Annotated in this window: 16 protein-coding genes and 1 tRNA gene; 12 read left to right on the top strand and 5 right to left on the bottom strand. The window is 58.4% G+C overall.

Going from position 1 to position 17,586, the window contains the following annotated elements:
* Positions 1–11 precede the first annotated feature (11 nt).
* Both ACIF4X_RS03120 and ACIF4X_RS03115 read left to right on the top strand, forming a co-directional pair.
* Positions 12–278: a hypothetical protein gene (locus ACIF4X_RS03120; protein ID WP_397480875.1), complete on the top strand. Its 267-nt coding sequence runs from the start codon at positions 12–14 to the stop codon at positions 276–278.
* A 231-nt stretch (positions 279–509) separates the two neighbouring features.
* Positions 510–1,772 (top strand): DUF4062 domain-containing protein, encoded by a 1,263-nt coding sequence (locus ACIF4X_RS03115; protein WP_397480874.1) that lies wholly within the window; start codon positions 510–512, stop codon positions 1,770–1,772.
* Positions 1,773–1,828: 56 nt separating this feature from the next.
* Here the strand turns inward: ACIF4X_RS03115 and ACIF4X_RS03110 are convergent.
* Positions 1,829–1,905, bottom strand: a tRNA-Arg gene (locus ACIF4X_RS03110).
* A gap of 442 nt (positions 1,906–2,347) precedes the next feature.
* On the opposite strand from ACIF4X_RS03110, the gene gabD reads away from it, so the two are divergent.
* From gabD to ACIF4X_RS03095, 3 genes are all read left to right on the top strand, one after another.
* On the top strand, positions 2,348–3,790 hold the full coding sequence (gabD, locus tag ACIF4X_RS03105; RefSeq protein WP_397480873.1) for an NADP-dependent succinate-semialdehyde dehydrogenase: 1,443 nt from the start codon (positions 2,348–2,350) through the stop codon (positions 3,788–3,790).
* A gap of 185 nt (positions 3,791–3,975) precedes the next feature.
* Positions 3,976–5,253 carry a 4-aminobutyrate--2-oxoglutarate transaminase gene (gene gabT, locus ACIF4X_RS03100; protein WP_397480872.1) on the top strand — a complete coding sequence of 426 codons (1,278 nt, stop codon included), beginning with the start codon at positions 3,976–3,978 and terminating at the stop codon, positions 5,251–5,253.
* Between the two features lie 137 nt (positions 5,254–5,390).
* Complete coding sequence (locus ACIF4X_RS03095; protein ID WP_397480871.1) at positions 5,391–6,602, top strand: HDOD domain-containing protein; 1,212 nt, start codon at positions 5,391–5,393, stop codon at positions 6,600–6,602.
* A gap of 136 nt (positions 6,603–6,738) precedes the next feature.
* On the opposite strand, the gene ACIF4X_RS03090 is transcribed toward ACIF4X_RS03095, so the two are convergent.
* Both ACIF4X_RS03090 and desA read right to left on the bottom strand, forming a co-directional pair.
* Positions 6,739–7,728: a GGDEF domain-containing protein gene (locus ACIF4X_RS03090; RefSeq protein WP_397480870.1), complete on the bottom strand. Its 990-nt coding sequence runs from the start codon at positions 7,726–7,728 to the stop codon at positions 6,739–6,741.
* 143 nt (positions 7,729–7,871) lie between these two features.
* Positions 7,872–9,056, bottom strand: coding sequence for a delta-9 fatty acid desaturase DesA (desA, locus tag ACIF4X_RS03085; protein WP_397480869.1), 1,185 nt, complete (start codon positions 9,054–9,056; stop codon positions 7,872–7,874).
* Between the two features lie 146 nt (positions 9,057–9,202).
* On the opposite strand from desA, the gene dibA reads away from it, so the two are divergent.
* The 6 genes from dibA (at position 9,203) to ACIF4X_RS03055 (ending at position 15,574) form a co-directional block, all read left to right on the top strand.
* Positions 9,203–11,122 (top strand): phosphodiesterase DibA, encoded by a 1,920-nt coding sequence (gene dibA / locus ACIF4X_RS03080; RefSeq protein ID WP_397480868.1) that lies wholly within the window; start codon positions 9,203–9,205, stop codon positions 11,120–11,122.
* A gap of 238 nt (positions 11,123–11,360) precedes the next feature.
* The gene (oscA, locus tag ACIF4X_RS03075; RefSeq protein WP_007917682.1) at positions 11,361–11,543 is read left to right on the top strand and encodes a sulfur starvation response protein OscA; all 183 of its coding nucleotides are present in this window, start codon (positions 11,361–11,363) and stop codon (positions 11,541–11,543) included.
* A gap of 147 nt (positions 11,544–11,690) precedes the next feature.
* Positions 11,691–12,704 (top strand): sulfate ABC transporter substrate-binding protein, encoded by a 1,014-nt coding sequence (locus tag ACIF4X_RS03070; protein WP_038367242.1) that lies wholly within the window; start codon positions 11,691–11,693, stop codon positions 12,702–12,704.
* Positions 12,705–12,876: 172 nt separating this feature from the next.
* Positions 12,877–13,695, top strand: coding sequence for a sulfate ABC transporter permease subunit CysT (gene cysT / locus ACIF4X_RS03065; protein ID WP_008080019.1), 819 nt, complete (start codon positions 12,877–12,879; stop codon positions 13,693–13,695).
* Positions 13,696–13,708: 13 nt separating this feature from the next.
* The gene (cysW, locus tag ACIF4X_RS03060; RefSeq protein WP_397480867.1) at positions 13,709–14,581 is read left to right on the top strand and encodes a sulfate ABC transporter permease subunit CysW; all 873 of its coding nucleotides are present in this window, start codon (positions 13,709–13,711) and stop codon (positions 14,579–14,581) included.
* 3 nt (positions 14,582–14,584) lie between these two features.
* Entirely contained in the window at positions 14,585–15,574 is a 990-nt protein-coding gene (locus ACIF4X_RS03055; RefSeq protein WP_122594084.1) for a sulfate ABC transporter ATP-binding protein, read from the top strand.
* Positions 15,575–15,719: 145 nt separating this feature from the next.
* Here ACIF4X_RS03055 and ACIF4X_RS03050 read toward each other — a convergent pair whose 3' ends face one another.
* Positions 15,720–16,247, bottom strand: coding sequence for a DUF962 domain-containing protein (locus ACIF4X_RS03050; protein ID WP_397480866.1), 528 nt, complete (start codon positions 16,245–16,247; stop codon positions 15,720–15,722).
* A gap of 84 nt (positions 16,248–16,331) precedes the next feature.
* Between ACIF4X_RS03050 and ACIF4X_RS03045 the strand changes: the two genes are divergently transcribed.
* Positions 16,332–17,009: a Crp/Fnr family transcriptional regulator gene (locus tag ACIF4X_RS03045; protein WP_397480865.1), complete on the top strand. Its 678-nt coding sequence runs from the start codon at positions 16,332–16,334 to the stop codon at positions 17,007–17,009.
* Positions 17,010–17,172: 163 nt separating this feature from the next.
* Here ACIF4X_RS03045 and uraH read toward each other — a convergent pair whose 3' ends face one another.
* Positions 17,173–17,583, bottom strand: coding sequence for a hydroxyisourate hydrolase (gene uraH / locus ACIF4X_RS03040; RefSeq protein ID WP_397480864.1), 411 nt, complete (start codon positions 17,581–17,583; stop codon positions 17,173–17,175).
* Positions 17,584–17,586 lie beyond the last annotated feature (3 nt).

Genomic DNA, 17,586 nt, shown 5'->3' with positions numbered 1-17,586 from the left:
CCCCCAGCCATTTGGCATTGCCCCGCAAAAGCGCGCAATATCAGGGCATTGCCAATCCGCTGGAGGACAACGTGGCATCGAAAATTGACCGCATCGCCCAACTGCTCAACTGCCCGGAGAAGGGCGAAGAGATGCGGCGCGCGATTACCGAGACGCGTAAGGAGTTTCTGCTGAATCAGCCGGAAGAGGATGTCGTTGATGGGGACGAGGTTTTTGAGGAGGTTGAGGAGGAAGAGGACGACGATGATTACGACGAGTTCGATTGGACGACGGAGTAAGGATCTTCCCTCACGCAATCGACCGTTACTCAATCGCCTTTCAGACCGCTGCAAGAGGCTGACGTATTTCCCTCTGCTCGAACGTCCTGCATCCCGCCATTCCTTTTGAAACGATTTTGGCGGAGTTCTGCGCACTGCTGAAAATCTTCAAGCGCCAGAAGCGCAAATCAAGATTTTTTAACCGCGTCCTCTGCTAATCTTTCGCCACTTTCCAAACAGTTAAGGACGGCCGTGGCGAATCAACTTCGAGCATTCATAAGCAGTACAATGGACGATCTGGGTAACGAGCGTGATGCCGTCATCCGTCAACTGAAATTGATGGGGATCGAACCGGTTAACGCAGAAGGCATTTCACCGGACGGCCGTTCAAGCTGGGAGACCATCCAAACTGAGATTGAACAGTGTCACCTCTTCATTTTGATATTAGGTGAGCGTTATGGCTGGGAGCCTGACAACGGTTTCGGTGGTGGCTCAGGTTTATCAGTGACACATCTCGAATTTAAAGCAGCGCGCGCGAGTGACAAACTCGTTCTGCCTTTTATGAAACGGCTACGCTATAAGGCACTCGAAGATCGCAAACGCGATGAATTTCGTACAGAAGTATCTAGCTGGACGGATGGTCTGTTTCGACGGGAATTTGATTTGGCCCATGATCTTGCGATAGCCGTGGGGGAGTCAGTTACAAGTCTTTTTGCCGACGCGCTGCACAAGGAACTATTCCGGCGTAAAAATACGATCAAGGATTCGGTCGTCACTGCGTCACGTGCCGAAGTTCCTGTACCGATGATCAACAATGGCAAGGTATTGCTCGCTGGCGCCGGCATGTCGGTTGCGGCGGGCTACCCAACGGCTTTGGTTCTGATGGGAATTCTATCAAACGATCTGTGGAGGGAGCCACAGGATGCGACACAGCTGATGGCGCACAACTTCAGTACTCTTGCCTCTTACTATGAGAAGTTTTTTGGACGACCAGCCTTGGAGAAACGTATTGCCGAGGTTCTGGATACTCCACAAACAGTACAGCCCACTCTCGCTCATATGAAAGCGGTGCGTGTGTTCAAAAATATCGTTACGACAAACTATGACACGCTATTTGAGAGGGCCTCTGAGCTTCAAGGGCTAAACTTCCGTGTCGTGCACCCATCGGATACTACGGAGGACAAACAGTTTGATGGGCTTACCATTTACAAACTTGTCGGTTCGGCCATAGTGCCGGGCACTTTAGTCTTAACCAGTGATGATCTGCCTAATGCCGCAAAGCAAAAGGTCTTTACCAAAGTTCAGGATCTCATCGCCCACAATGAGCTTGTGGTGATTGGCCACTCACTACGAGATGGCAATGTTCAACTTCTTTTAAGTCAGCGAGATCCACAACTCGAAGGGATTTATGTTTCACCCTCGACCGCGGCCAGTGATGTATTGGCATTGTTTGGATTTGGTCTTAAGCGGGTGCAGTCGACGGCAGACGACTTCATGAACAGTTTTCTGGCGTAGACGCCCACAAAAAAGCCCCGGACCATCACAGTCCGGGGCTTTCTCGTTTAAATCAATGGTGCACCAGGCGGGATTCGAACCCACGACCCCTGCCTTCGGAGGGCAGTACTCTATCCAGCTGAGCTACTGGTGCAGCGGGCGACATCATACCTAGGTCGGCTCGGGGCGTCCATGCTGGGTTTCGGCGCGGATTGTCAGTGCGCGTGTCGGCGCAAATCGCGGTATTCCATAAAGCGGTAACGTCCTGCAAAACCCTCGCTTGGCGCTTTCTCGGGACTGTTCTATGGTTTTGTTGCGGCTGAGGCTTTTGGCTCGTTGATCTGAAAATTTCCACAAATACGGCGTTTTTGTTCTTTTTTTCGAACGACCTATTGTCCTTTAACCCCTTTGATCCTACGATCCGTTTGAGATTTCAAACGCTCGTTGACCGGGCGTTGAAGCGCCGGTGTTTCGAATCGTCCACGGTTGATGCGCCACACCCGGTCACTGATTTCCCTGACGGCAGCCTTGCGAGGCGCCTTTCTACAATCATAATTTGCTCCGCGCAGGCCGCGGTGCTGTTAAGGAAAGCCGACATGCAGCTTAAAGACACCCTGTTGTTCCGCCAGCAAGCCTTCATTGATGGCGCTTGGGTCGATGCGGACAACGGTCAGACGATCAAGGTTAATAACCCGGCCACCGGTGAAATCCTCGGTACCGTGCCGAAAATGGGCGCCGCCGAAACCCGCCGTGCCATCGAAGCCGCTGACAAGGCGCTGCCGGCCTGGCGTGCACTGACCGCCAAAGAGCGAGCCGGCAAGCTGCGTCGCTGGTTCGAACTGATGATCGAGCACCGGGACGACCTCGCGCGCCTGATGACCCTTGAGCAGGGCAAGCCGCTGGCGGAAGCCAAGGGCGAAATCGTTTACGCCGCTTCGTTCATCGAGTGGTTCGCCGAAGAAGCCAAGCGCATCTACGGTGATGTGATTCCAGGTCACCAGCCAGACAAGCGCCTGATCGTGATCAAGCAGCCAATCGGCGTGACCGCTGCGATCACCCCGTGGAACTTCCCGGCGGCGATGATCACCCGTAAGGCCGGCCCAGCGCTGGCTGCCGGTTGCACCATGGTGCTCAAGCCGGCTTCGCAAACGCCATTCTCCGCTTTCGCCCTGGCCGAACTGGCTCAGCGCGCGGGCATTCCTGCGGGCGTGTTCAGCGTTGTTTCCGGCAGCGCCGGCGACATCGGCAGTGAGCTGACCAGCAACCCGATCGTGCGCAAGCTGTCCTTCACCGGTTCGACCGAAATCGGTCGTCAACTGATGTCGGAATGCGCCAAGGACATCAAGAAAGTCTCGCTGGAACTGGGCGGTAACGCGCCGTTCATCGTGTTCGACGACGCGGACCTGGACAAGGCCGTCGAAGGCGCGATCATTTCCAAATACCGCAACAACGGCCAGACCTGCGTCTGCGCCAACCGTCTGTACATTCAGGACTCGGTCTACGATGCATTCGCCGAGAAGCTGAAAGTGGCCGTGGCGAAACTGAAGATCGGCAACGGTCTGGAAGACGGCACCACCACTGGCCCGCTGATCGACGAAAAAGCCGTGGCCAAGGTGCAAGAGCACATCGCTGACGCTGTATCCAAAGGCGCAACCGTGTTGGCTGGTGGCAAGGCGATGGAAGGCAACTTCTTCGAACCGACCATCCTCACCAACGTGCCGAAAAACGCCGCCGTGGCCAAGGAAGAAACCTTCGGTCCACTGGCGCCGCTGTTCCGCTTCAAAGACGAAGCCGAAGTGATCGCGATGTCCAACGACACCGAGTTCGGTCTGGCTTCGTACTTCTACGCACGTGATCTGGGCCGTGTGTTCCGTGTGGCAGAAGCCCTGGAATACGGCATGGTCGGCGTCAACACCGGGCTGATCTCCAACGAAGTCGCGCCGTTCGGCGGCATCAAGGCCTCGGGCCTGGGCCGTGAAGGCTCCAAGTACGGCATCGAAGATTACCTGGAAATCAAATACCTCTGCTTGGGCATCTAAGCTCGGACAAGGATCGCTGCAAACGCAAAGGGCACGAGAGCGCTGTCCCTTTGCGTCGTTTCAAACCGGAATTTTCTCTGCGGCCAGGAACGCCGTGGCAGTCGATCATCGCATGCTGCCACCGTCGATTTCTCCCGCTTAATCCTTGAACCACGCCGCCCGATGAGCGGCGAATGAGGACTGTAATGAGCAAGACTAACGCTGAACTGATGGCCCGCCGTACCGCAGCTGTTCCACGTGGTGTTGGCCAGATTCACCCGATCTTCGCTGAATCGGCAAAGAACGCTACCGTGACTGACGTTGAAGGTCGTGAGTTCATCGACTTCGCCGGCGGCATCGCTGTACTGAACACCGGCCACGTGCACCCGAAAATCATCGCTGCCGTGACCGAACAACTGAACAAGCTGACTCACACTTGCTTCCAGGTTCTGGCTTACGAGCCGTACGTTGAGCTGTGCGAAAAGATCAACGCCAAGGTACCAGGTGATTTCTCCAAGAAAACCCTGCTGGTCACCACCGGTTCCGAAGCCGTGGAAAACGCCGTGAAAATCGCCCGTGCCGCCACTGGCCGCGCTGGCGTGATCGCCTTCACCGGCGCCTATCACGGTCGCACCATGATGACTCTGGGCCTGACCGGTAAAGTCGTGCCTTACTCGGCCGGCATGGGCCTGATGCCAGGCGGCATCTTCCGCGCGCTTTACCCGAACGAACTGCACGGCGTGAGCATCGACGACTCGATCGCTTCCATCGAACGCATCTTCAAGAACGACGCCGAGCCGAAAGACATCGCTGCGATCATCATCGAGCCTGTACAGGGTGAAGGTGGTTTCTACGTTGCGCCGAAGGAATTCATGAAGCGTCTGCGTGCCCTGTGCGACCAGCACGGCATCCTGCTGATCGCTGACGAAGTACAAACCGGTGCTGGCCGTACCGGTACGTTCTTCGCCATGGAACAGATGGGCGTTGCTGCCGACCTGACCACTTTCGCCAAATCCATCGCTGGCGGCTTCCCGCTGGCCGGTGTTTGCGGCAAGGCCGAATACATGGACGCCATCGCTCCAGGCGGCCTGGGCGGCACCTACGCCGGTAGCCCGATCGCTTGCGCCGCTGCTTTGGCCGTAATGGAAGTGTTCGAAGAAGAGCAACTGCTGGACCGCTGCAAGGCTGTCGGCGAGCGTCTGGTCACTGGCCTGAAAGCTATCCAGGCCAAGTACCCGGTGATCGGCGAAGTTCGTGCCCTGGGCGCGATGATCGCGGTCGAGCTGTTCGAAAACGGCGACAGCCACAAGCCGAACGCTGCTGCTGTAGCGTCGGTTGTGGCCAAGGCGCGCGACAAGGGTCTGATCCTGCTGTCCTGCGGCACCTACGGCAACGTTCTGCGCGTATTGGTTCCGCTGACTTCGCCGGACGAGCAACTGGACAAAGGTCTGGCGATCATCGAAGAGTGCTTCTCCGAAATCTGATCACCCCGTGTGACCTGATCGACAAAAAACCCGCCTCGGCGGGTTTTTTTACGCCCCTTGAAACACATCGGGCGCTTTAGCGCTGTATCGAAAGGCCAGCATTGGCTAAGGTTCAGGGATTGCAAGGGAGAGCGCGCATGACTGCCGTTGAATTACCCGCCGTACCGCGAGTGCTGATTGCCGAGGCCGATCCGTGGTCCCGCGACCTGCTCAAACAAGTGCTGCTGAACGTGCGCTGCGATGCGCGGCTGGATCTGTGTGCCGATGGCCAGCAAGCCCTGTCGATGCTCAGCGAGGTGCCGTATGACCTGGCTATCGTCGATTGGGAGCTGCCGGGAGTCGATGGATTGAATGTGCTGCGTAGCGTGCGTCAGCGCAAACGCAATCCGCCGCTGCCGTTCATTCTGATGAGCAGCCGCAACGACAGTGCCAGTGTGCGCGAGGCGATTCCGCTGGCGCCGACGGCGTATCTGACCAAACCCCTGAATATGGAAAGCCTGACCGAACGTTTGCAGGGCTTGTTGCTCAATGCCGGCGAAGAGGTGTTCTGTGAGGTGCCGGCATTGGCACCGGGCATGACCTTATCGGTGTTTCTTGAGCGTCGCCGTGAGCAGGCCGACGGCGCGCCATTGATGACTGACGTGCAAGTGGCGGTGAAGCGCAGCCTCAATCCCAATGGCCTCGATCTAAAGCTGTTGGAAGATGAGATCAAAACCGATCCACAAATCACTGCAGTGCTGATCGCTGCAGCTAACAGCGCCGCGCAGCACCATGGCGCACCGGTACAGACATTGGCTCAAGCCCTGCATCGCTTGGGCACCGGGCAGAGCATGAATCTGATTCTGGGGCTGGCGCTCAAGCGCAGTGCCAGGCTCAGTGATCCGTGTCTGGCGGATTACGCCGAGCGCTACTGGGGGCTGTCGTTGCACACCGCTGAATACGCGCGCACTCTGGCGCGCCTGCTCGATCTGGATCAGGAGCGCTGTTACTGCGCGGGCATGCTCCATCGTCTCGGCGATCTGGCGTTGCTGCGTTGTTTGCAGGAATGGCAGCAGGCCGGCGGTGCGCTGGATGAGCTGGAGGAAGTCGGCGAGGCGTTGGCCGAGTTTGGTGCGGCTTATGGTTCGGCGTTGCGCACCCGCTGGCGATTGCCGCTGGAGCTGCGTGAGCTGATTGCGTCGGTTTACCAGCTCGGCGGCGGGGTGTATTCCCGTGAGGCGCTGGTGATGAACATGGCGGCGCAGATGGCGCATCTGACTGAGCATGAAGGCATTGAAGAGTTGGCGAAGAGCCGCACGGCGCGGTTGCTGAAGATCGGCTTGCCGGAATTGATGCGGATGCGCAAGTAACTCGGAACAATGCAAATCCCTGTGGGAGCGGGCTTGCCCGCGATGGCGTCGGCGCGGACAACATCTTTGCTGAATGTGCCGGCCTTATCGCTGGCAAGCCAGCTCCCACAGGTTTTGTGGCGGATTCAAATAGGGTCTACGCAGAAATAATCCGGTTCTTGCCCTGCCGTTTGGCCTCGTACATCGCCGCATCCGCGCGGGCGAACAGGCTGTCGAGGCTTTCATCTGCCTCGGTCAGACTGGTCAAGCCCTGGCTGACGGTGATGCCGAACGTCTGGCCGTCATGGCTGAAACTCAAGCGCTGAATCTCCTGCTGCAGCCGCTCGGCCACTTGCATCGCCATGTCCGGTGCGCACCCTGGAAACACCGCCGCAAACTCTTCCCCACCGATCCGTCCGAACAGATCCCCTCGACGCAACGACCCGCGCCCGCATTCGGCAATCCGCTGCAGCACGTTATCGCCTTCCGGGTGACCGTAGGTGTCGTTGATCATTTTGAAGTCATCGATATCCAGCAGCAGAAAGGCCATTGGCGCGCCCTGTACACGCGCTTCTTCGAACTCGCGGTTGGCGCATTCGAAGAAGTGGCGGCGATTGCTGCTTTGGGTCAACACGTCGGTGGTCGCCAAACGATGCAGTTCGGTTTCCATCTGCTTCTTTTCAGTAATGTCTTCGGCAATGCCGACGATGATTACCGGTTGACCGGGTTCGTCCTGGCGGTTGATGAAACACTTGTCGCTTAGCCAGCGCACCTGACCGTCGGCGGCAATGATCCGGTATTCGCGATCTTCCACCGCGCCTCTGTGCAGCACTTCGGCGAGGCTGCGTTCGGCGTATTCCAGGTCGTCGGGGTAGATGCTGTCGCGCCACTGGTTGTAGTCGGCGAGGAGGAGGCCGGCGGAGCGACCGAAAATCCGTTCATAGGCGGGGCTGACATACAGCACCTGACGGGTTTCCCAGTTGAAGGCCCAGAGCACAGCGTTGACGCTGACCAATAAGGAGCTGAACAGCTGCTCGCGTTCGCTCAAACGGGCGACTTCGCCTTGGGCGTGCATCAAAGCCATAAGGGTTTGCGCGGCCTCGGGCCACTGCGGGAAGGATGAGTCTTTTTGATTGTTGTTGACCATCGGCACAGATCTCAAAGGACGTGCCGCAATTCGACAACGGCCACAGTACAGCCCGCCGGGATGGCGAAGTGTCTTTGAGATAGGGGATTTTTAGCGAAGTTCCGAAGGGTGCACCCGGGAGCCGGGTGCACCGATCAACGGTCTCAGACCGCCGCAGGACGCAGCGAGTAGGTTTTCAGCTGGTCTGCGAATTCACGCAGGGACTGGATACCGCTGGCCTCAGCCTCGTGAATCCACTCTTTGATGGCGGCGAGCATGTCGTGGCCATTTGCGCTGGTCTTGACCCAGATCTGCTGCAGGGCCAGGCGTTTCTCGTAAATTACCTTCAGTGCCTGGCTGTGCTCGAGCATGGTCTGGATGCGCAAGTGATGACGGTCTTCCAGCAGGCTGGTTTCCCGCGACAGCAGGCGTTTGGCGCGGTGGAACTGGTGGCGCACCGAATGATCGACCTTGGCCAGCTCTTGCTTGACCAGCGGACCGATGACCAGCTTGCGGTACTGGGCCATGATCTGGAAGCGGTTGTTGAGGATCGCCATGGCGGTGTCCATGTCCAGACTGCCCTTGCCTTCGACGCGGTGGGCAATCGGCGCTATACGCTGGACCTTGGCCAGACGCAGGAAGCTGAAGACTTTGATCCACGCCCAACCGAGGTCGAACTCCCACTTCTTCACCGACAGTTTCGCCGAGTTAGGGTAGGTGTGATGGTTGTTGTGCAGTTCTTCGCCGCCGATCAGGATGCCCCACGGCACCAGATTGGTCGCCGCGTCACGGCATTCGAAGTTGCGATAGCCGACCGCATGACCCAGGCCGTTGATCACGCCGGCGGCCCACACCGGGATCCACATCATCTGGATTGCCCAGATGGTGATGCCGATGGTGCCGAACAGCAGCAGGTCAATGACGCCCATGATTGCCACGCCCAGCAACGGGTAGCGGCTGTAGACGTTGCGTTCGATCCAGTCTTCCGGGCAATTCTTGCCGTAGATGCGCAGGGTTTCCGGGTTCTGCGCTTCAGCGCGGTACAGCTCGGCGCCAGTGCGCAGCACCGTCGACAAACCCTTGATGACCGGGCTGTGCGGGTCATCTTCGGTTTCGCACTTGGCGTGGTGTTTACGGTGGATGGCGGTCCACTCGCGGGTGTTCTGCGCCGTGGTCAGCCACAACCAGAAACGGAAAAAGTGCTTCAGGCCGGCATTCAGCTCCAGCGAGCGATGGGCCGAGTAGCGATGCAGATAGACCGTGACGGCGACAATTGTCACGTGAGTCATCAGCAGGGTGACTGCGACCAGAGACCAGGCCGACAAGCCAAGAAAACCTTCGTACCACATAGGCTATAGGGCCCTCGATAAAGATAAAAACAGCCGTTGCATTATCACCAAGCACACAGATAAAACCAGTCGCCCTTTCAGATAAGAGTCGCTGGATGTTTCTTGACCTATAATTCCAACCTTTTTGTAGGGACATGGACAGTCGAATGCCTGCCACTTACCGCGATGCTTTGCGTGCAGCGCTGCTCTATCTCGTGCTTGCCGCTGTCTGGCTGCAGGGAACTGATCATTTATTAAACAATTTCTTCGATAACTCCGTCGATCTTGCCCGATGGCAACTGATCAACGGTTACGTCTTCGCGGCGTTCAGCGCCGGGCTGATTTTCCTGGCGAGGGCGCGATTGTGCGAGTTCCTCGGGATTGGCGCGCGTTTGCGTGAACGCCACGCCGACCGCGAACGCCTGCGCCAAGCGGCGGCGGTGTTCGATTGCACCCGCGAAGGGGTGCTGGTGACCAACCATCAAGGGCTGATCGTGCACGTCAATCGTGCGTTCATCGAGATCACCGGTTATCAACGTGAAGAAGTTCTTGGGCAGCAACCGAGTCTGTTCAAGTCGGGCCATCATCCGCCAGGATTCTATCAGGCGATGTTTGCCACTCTGGAATCGCAGGGCGAATGGAGCGGCGAAATCTGGAACCGCCGAAAGAGCGGCGAGATTTATCCACAATGGCAGACCATTCGGGTTATTCACGATGATCAGGGCCGGCTCAGCCATTACGTCGCGGTGTTTTCCGACATCAGCGCGATCAAGGACTCCGAGCATGAGCTCAAACATCTTGCGCACCACGATCCGCTGACCGATCTGCCCAATCGCCTGCTGTTCAGCGATCGCGCCGAGCAGGCGCTGGCATCGTCGCAAAACCACAAGCGCGGCTGTGCACTGCTGATGCTGGATCTCGATCACTTCAAAATGATCAACGACAGCCTCGGCCATAACATCGGCGATCGCTTGCTCAAGGCCGTGGCCGCGCGTTTGCAGGCACTGTTCGGCCCCGGCATTACGCTGGCGCGTCTCGGTGGCGATGAGTTCGCCGTACTGGCGGAAAGTTGTCCACAGCTGGTGCAGGCGGCGGCACTGGCGCAACGCATTCTCGACGCGCTCAAGGAGCCGTTCTGCATCGATGGCCACGAACTGTTCATCAACGCCAGCATCGGCATCAGCCTGTTCCCCAGTGATGCATTGAGCGCCGATCAGCTCTTGCGCAATGCCGACGCGGCATTGTTCAAGGCCAAAAGTAGCGGTCGCAATGGTTACGCCTTGTACACCGAAGAACTGACCGCTCATGCCCAGCAACGGGTTGAAATCGCTTTCGAGCTGCGCCGCGCGCTTGAGCAGCAGGAGCTACGGGTTTACTACCAACCGGTGCATGACTTGAAAACCAGTCGCCTGATTGGCGTCGAAGCCTTGGTGCGCTGGCAGCATCCGCTGCGTGGCCTGGTCTCTCCGGCGGAATTCATACCGATTGCCGAGCGCACCGGATTGATCGCCGAAATCGACGCGTGGGTGATGCTGCAGGCGTGTCGGCAGATGTGCCAGTGGCAGCAGGCCGGGATCGTGCTGTCGTTCCTCGCGGTGAATGTGTCGTCGCGGCTGTTTGCCCGGCGTGAGTTGTACCAGCAGGTGGCGCAGGTGCTGCACGACACCGGGCTGGATCCAGCGTATCTGGAGCTGGAAGTGACGGAAAGCGCGGTGATGGATGATCCGGAAGTGGCATTGGAGCAGATGCACCGATTGCGCGAGTTGGGCATTCGTCTGGCTATCGATGATTTCGGCACGGGCTATTCGTCACTGTTGCGCCTCAAGCGCTTGCCGGTGCAGAAGCTGAAAATCGATCAGGGCTTCGTCGCCGGACTGCCGTGGGATGAGGATGACGCAGCAATTGTCCGGGTGATCATCGCGCTGGCCCGGAGCATGGGCATGCAAGTGCATGCCGAGGGTATCGAACAGGTAGAGCAGGCGGCCTTTCTGTTGGCACAGGAATGTGATTTGGGGCAGGGGTATTGGTTTGGGCGGCCGGTTCCGGCACAGGAGATAGATTGGGTGAGAAAACCGGTGATTGGTTAAAAGATCAAAAGATCGCAGCCTACGGCAGCTCCTACACCGATCCATGTAGGAGCTGCCGAAGGCTGCGATCTTTTGCTCCCTCAACGCGCAAACCCTTGCTCTGCCACATAATGTTTTTCAGTTATATAAACATTCTTAAATAGTCTTTTTAAGAATATCCGCTCCTCTCTTATATTGCTCCCACGCCGAACGCAGTGCCGCCCACTGCCAGGCAAATCCCATTCAAAGGAGCAGCACCATGAGCGCATCCCTTCGCAGCGTTGACGGTCAGGACGAAAGCACCATCTTGCGTGAAATCCAGAGCGCCCTGCGCGATCTGCGTTTCGGCGCGGTGGAGATCACTGTGCACAACGCACAAGTCGTCCAGATCGAACGCAAAGAGAAATTCCGTTTGCAGCAACCGGGTAAACAACCGGGCTGAAAGATCGCAGCCTGCGGCAGCTCCTACGGGGGATTCATGTAGGAGCTGCCGAAGGCTCGGGCCGCGATCGGACGATCTTTGAACCGGCAACACGATTTCCGAAACACATAAGAAAAAGCCATCACCAGAATTCCAGGAGCTTTCACCATGTCGTCGATTCGCCGTTATGCTTTGGCCGCCCTGGCCAGCGCTGTGTTTGCCGGTTCCGCGGTTGCCAAGGATTACGAACTGCTCAACGTGTCGTATGACCCGACGCGCGAGCTGTATCAGGACTACAACGCTGAATTCATCAAGTTCTGGCAGAAAGATCACGCCGGCGACACCGTGAAAATCCAGCAATCCCACGGTGGTTCGGGCAAACAGGGCCGCGCGGTGATTGACGGTCTGCGCGCTGACGTTGTAACCCTGGCCTTGGCCGGCGACATCGACGAAATCGCCAAACTCGGCAAGACCCTGCCCGCCGATTGGCAGAAGCGTCTGCCGGAAGCGAGCACGCCGTACACCTCGACCATCGTCTTCCTGGTGCGCAAGGGCAACCCGAAAGGCATCAAGGACTGGGGCGATCTGGTCAAGAACGATGTCTCGGTGATCACCCCGAACCCGAAAACCTCCGGCGGTGCACGCTGGAACTTCCTCGCGGCGTGGGCCTACGGCCTGAAAGCCAACGGCGGTGACGAAGCCAAAGCCAAAGAATACGTACAGACCCTGTTCAAGCACGTGCCGATTCTCGACACCGGTGCACGCGGTTCGACCATTACCTTCGTCAACAACGGTCAGGGTGACGTGTTGCTGGCCTGGGAAAACGAAGCGTTCCTGGCGCTGAAAGAAGATGGCGGCGCTGACAAGTTCGACATCGTTGTGCCTTCGCTGTCGATCCTCGCCGAGCCGCCAGTGGCCGTAGTCGACAAGAACGCCGAGAAGAAGGGCAACGAGCAAATCGCCGAAGCCTATCTGAAGCACTTGTACAGCCCGGCCGGTCAGGAAATTGCCGCGAAGAACTTCTACCGTCCGCGTGACAAGGACGTGGCTGCAAAGTACGCCCAGCAGTTCCCGAAACTGGACCTGGTGACCATTGACAAGGACTTCGGCGGCTGGAAAACCGCGCAGCCGAAATTCTTTAACGACGGTGGCGTGTTCGACCAGATTTATCAGGCGCAGTAATCTGACTTCAGCCATACATCAAGCCTGAAGCCAGGCGCGGAAATGTGGGAGCGAGCTTGCTCGCGAAAGCGCAGTGTCAGACGACGTAGAGTTGGCTGATACTCCCTCTTCGCGAGCAAGCTCGCTCCCACATTGGTGCGTTCAGCGGAATGCTTTTTAACCAAGGACTTTTATGTCGCGTCGTATCTCCCCCGTCATACCCGGCTTCGGGCTGACGCTGGGTTACACCTTGGTGTACCTCAGCCTGATTGTGCTTATCCCGCTGGCGGCGATGTTCGTCCACGCCGCCCAACTCACCTGGGATCAGTTCTGGGCGATCATCTCCGCACCACGGGTGCTGGCGGCGTTGAAGCTGAGCTTCGGCACCGCGCTGTGTGCCGCGATCATCAACGGCATCATCGGCACGTTGCTGGCCTGGGTGCTGGTGCGCTACACCTTCCCGGGGCGCAAGGTGATCGACGCGATGATCGATCTGCCCTTCGCGCTGCCAACCGCCGTTGCCGGTATCGCGCTGACCGCGCTGTACGCACCGGCCGGTCTGGTCGGCCAGTTCGCCGCTGACCTCGGTTTCAAAATCGCCTACACCCCGCTCGGTATCACCCTCGCGCTGACCTTCGTCACGCTGCCGTTCGTGGTGCGCACCGTGCAGCCGGTACTGGCCGACATTCCCCGTGAAGTCGAAGAAGCCGCCGCGTGCCTCGGTGCAAAACCGTTGCAGGTGTTCCGCCACATCCTCGTTCCCGCATTGCTGCCCGCCTGGCTGACCGGTTTTGCCTTGGCGTTCGCGCGTGGCGTCGGTGAGTACGGTTCGGTGATTTTCATTGCCGGCAACATGCCGATGAAAACCGAGATTCTGCCGCTGCTGATCATGGTCAAACTCGATCAATACGATTACACCGGCGCCACCGCCATCGGCGTGCTGATGCTGGTGGTTTCCTTCGTTCTGTTGCTGCTGATCAACTTGCTGCAGCGGCGCATCGAAACCCCATAAGGAGGCGCGAACCATGTCCCAATCGTCTATTGCGGCCGCCTCTTCGGCCAACGCTGCACGCCGTGGCAGCGCCACGTCGCGCAGAATCCTGATCGGTCTTGGCTGGCTGGTCTTTTTCCTGTTTCTGCTGCTGCCGTTGTTCATCGTGGTATCGCAGGGTTTGAAGAATGGCCTCGGTGCATTCTTCACCGCGATTTTTGAACCGGATGCGCTTTCGGCACTGAAACTCACCGTGTTCGCCGTGCTGATTTCGGTGCCGCTGAACCTGGTGTTCGGCGTCAGCGCGGCGTGGTGCGTGAGCAAATACTCGTTCCGCGGCAAGAGCATGCTGGTGACGCTGATCGACCTGCCGTTTTCGGTGTCGCCAGTGATCGCCGGTCTGGTCTACGTGCTGATGTTTGGTGCCCAGGGCCTGTTCGGGCCGTGGTTGCAGGATCACGACATCCAGATCGTTTTCGCCTTGCCGGGCATCGTGCTGGCAACGATTTTTGTCACCGTGCCGTTCGTGGCCCGTGAACTGATCCCGCTGATGCAGGAACAAGGCACACAGGAAGAGGAGGCCGCGCGCCTGCTCGGCGCCAATGGCTGGCAGATGTTCTGGCACGTCACCGTCCCCAACATCAAATGGGGCCTGATCTATGGCGTGGTGTTGTGTACCGCGCGGGCCATGGGTGAGTTCGGTGCGGTGTCGGTGGTCTCCGGGCACATTCGCGGGGTGACCAATACCTTGCCGCTGCACGTCGAGATCCTCTACAACGAATACAACCACGTGGCCGCGTTCGCTGTGGCGAGCCTGTTGCTGATCCTGGCGCTCTTCATCCTGCTGGCCAAGCAGTGGAGCGAAATCCGTATCAACCGCCTGCGCGCCAGCGCCGCGGAGGAATAATTCATGTCGATCGAAGTGCGTAACGTCAGCAAGAATTTCAATGCCTTCAAGGCGCTGGACAACATCAGCCTGGACATTCACAGCGGTGAACTGGTCGCGCTGCTCGGCCCATCGGGCTGTGGCAAGACCACGCTGCTGCGGATCATTGCCGGTCTGGAAACCCCGGATCAGGGCAACATCGTGTTCCACGGTGAAGACGTCTCCGGCCACGACGTGCGTGATCGCAACGTCGGTTTCGTGTTCCAGCACTACGCGTTGTTCCGCCACATGACCGTGTTCGACAACGTCGCGTTCGGCCTGCGCATGAAGCCGAAAAACCAGCGCCCGAGCGAAAGCCAGATCGCGGTCAAGGTGCATGAGTTGCTGAACATGGTGCAGCTGGATTGGCTGTCGGATCGATATCCGGAGCAGTTGTCCGGTGGTCAGCGTCAACGTATCGCTTTGGCTCGTGCTTTGGCGGTGGAGCCTAAGGTTTTGCTGCTGGATGAGCCGTTCGGCGCACTCGACGCCAAGGTGCGTAAAGAGCTGCGCCGTTGGCTGGCGCGCCTGCACGAAGACATCAACCTGACCTCGGTGTTCGTGACCCACGACCAGGAAGAGGCGATGGAAGTCGCCGATCGTATCGTGGTGATGAACAAGGGCGTGATCGAGCAGATCGGCTCACCGGGCGACGTTTACGAAAACCCGGCCAGCGATTTCGTTTATCACTTCCTCGGCGACTCGAACCGCTTGCTGTTGAGCGACGACAATCACGTGCTGTTCCGCCCGCACGAGGTGTCGTTGTCCAGGCATGAGCTGGAGGATCATCACGCGGCTGAGGTGCGTGATATCCGGCCGTTGGGCGCGACCACGCGGGTGACATTGAAGGTTGAAGGGCAGACGGATTTGATCGAGGCCGAAGTGGTGAAAGATCACGACAGCCTGATCGGCTTGGCCAAGGGTGAAACCCTGTTCTTCAAACCGAAGGTCTGGCAGAAAGTCGCCAGCCTTTAACTGATCGTTCCCACGCTCTGCGTGGGAACGCATCCCGTGACGCTCCGCGTCACAGTGGACGCGGAGCGTCCATGGCGGCATTCCCACGCAGAGCGTGGGAACGATCGGTGTAGGAGCTGCCGCAGGCTGCGATCTTTCAAGCGGCCTAAGCCGCCGCTTTGCCGTTCGGATTAACTCGCACAACCCCCGCCCGCGCCTCGATCTGCTCTTTCAATTCATGCCGCATCCCGAGCATGAACGCCAGTTCGGCCACGACAAACAACGGCCCGACAATCAGCCCCGACACATCATCGACGAACGCCGGTTTGCGCCCTTCATAGTGATGACCGACAAACTGGATCACCCAGCCGACCACAAACATCGCCAGACCACTGCTCAACCAGACCAGGGTACTTTGCTGTGCCAGCACATGCCCGGCCCACACAGATAAGCCCATCAGCACTGTCATCAGCACGCCCAACTTCATTTCCAGGCGCAAGTAAAACCACGCCGAAGCCAGCGCCACGATAACGGCTGGAGATATCCACAACCCGCCCAGCGACCATTCCGGGCGCGACAACAACACCGCCACGGCCACCACAATCAGCGGAATGCCGATAAAGTGGCTGGTGATGTTGCGCGGATCGCGGTGGTAAGCGGCATATTGACTGAGATGATCGACGAGGCTTTTCATTGTTGTTCCTCCGGTAGGGTTGATCGCATCATCCCTCGGGATCAGGGTTCGCTCTGTCAGGCAGGCGACAATCCAGGAGTGTTTATGCAAATACGTTCGCGGCTTATGAGCGGCCAGTGGTTCAGTCATCTGCCGGTGCCCTTTCAGGATAGTCTGCTGGCGGCGGCCCGGGAGCGGCGGCTGACGGCAGGGCAGCGTTTGTTTCAGCGTGGTGATCCACCGTGCGGCTTGTACGCGGTGCTCGATGGCGCGGTGCGCATCGGTGCGGTGAGCGAGCAAGGCAAAGAGGCGTTGTTGAGTCTGGTCGAGGCGCCGCACTGGTTCGGTGAAATTTGCCTGTTCGATGGCCAGCCGCGCACGCATGATGCATTCGCTGTCGGGCCGTGCACGTTGCTGAATATCCCGCAGGCGATGATGCTGAAACTGCTCGATGAGCAGCCGGTGTACTGGCGGCATCTGGCGCTGCTGATGAGCCACAAACTGCGCCTGACGTTTATCAATCTGGAACAACTGAGCCTGCTGCCGGCCCCGGCGCGTCTGGCGCATCGTTTGCTGATGATCGCCGAAGGCTACGGCGAACTCGACGCGCCACGCCGGGTGCTGCAATTGCCGCAGGAGCAGCTGGCGTCGATGCTGTCGCTGTCGCGGCAGACCACCAATCAGATTCTCAAGGATTTGCAGGGGCAGGGGATTATCGGGCTCGGGTATGGCGAAATCGAAATCCTCGACGCCGTACGATTGCGTGCCCTCGCCACGATCTGACAATGCACCCGGCCCCTGTGGGAGCTGGCTTGCCAGCGATAGCGGTGCATCAGCCGACATCGATGTCTGCTGAACGGACGCCATCGCTGGCAAGCCAGCTCCCACAGGGTTTTCCGCCCTCCATGATATCTCAGGCAAACCACAGAACCTGTGGGAGTGGGGCTTAGGAACCGCGATAGGTCGAGAAACCGTACGGGCTCAGCAGCAACGGGATGTGGTAGTGCTGATCGGTCTGCTTCACTTCAAAAATCACCGGAATCTCCGGGAAGAACGTGTCGTGCTTGATCTTCTTGAAGTATTCGCCAGTCTTGAACACCACGCGGTATTCACCCGCTTCAAAAGGCAGCTTGGCCGGGAACAGCTCGGCAATCCGCCCTTGTTCATTGGTCGTGCCCTGAGCCAGTGGCTGCCAGTTCTGGCCGACGTGTTTCTCCAGTGTCACGTTGATGCCCGGCGACGGCAGGCCGTTTTCCAGATTGAGCACGTGCACGCTCAACGGGTTGCCAGCGGCCAGCGCCAGGCTTGAAAAAGCACTCAGGCCGAGCGCGGCGAAGGTCGTGCGCAAAGTATTCATGGA

It is taken from the genome of Pseudomonas sp. NPDC085632, from assembly GCF_044541255.1.
Classification (GTDB): domain Bacteria; phylum Pseudomonadota; class Gammaproteobacteria; order Pseudomonadales; family Pseudomonadaceae; genus Aquipseudomonas.
Note: the sequence above shows the minus strand (reverse complement) of the source record. Positions and strands in the feature narration are given on the sequence as shown.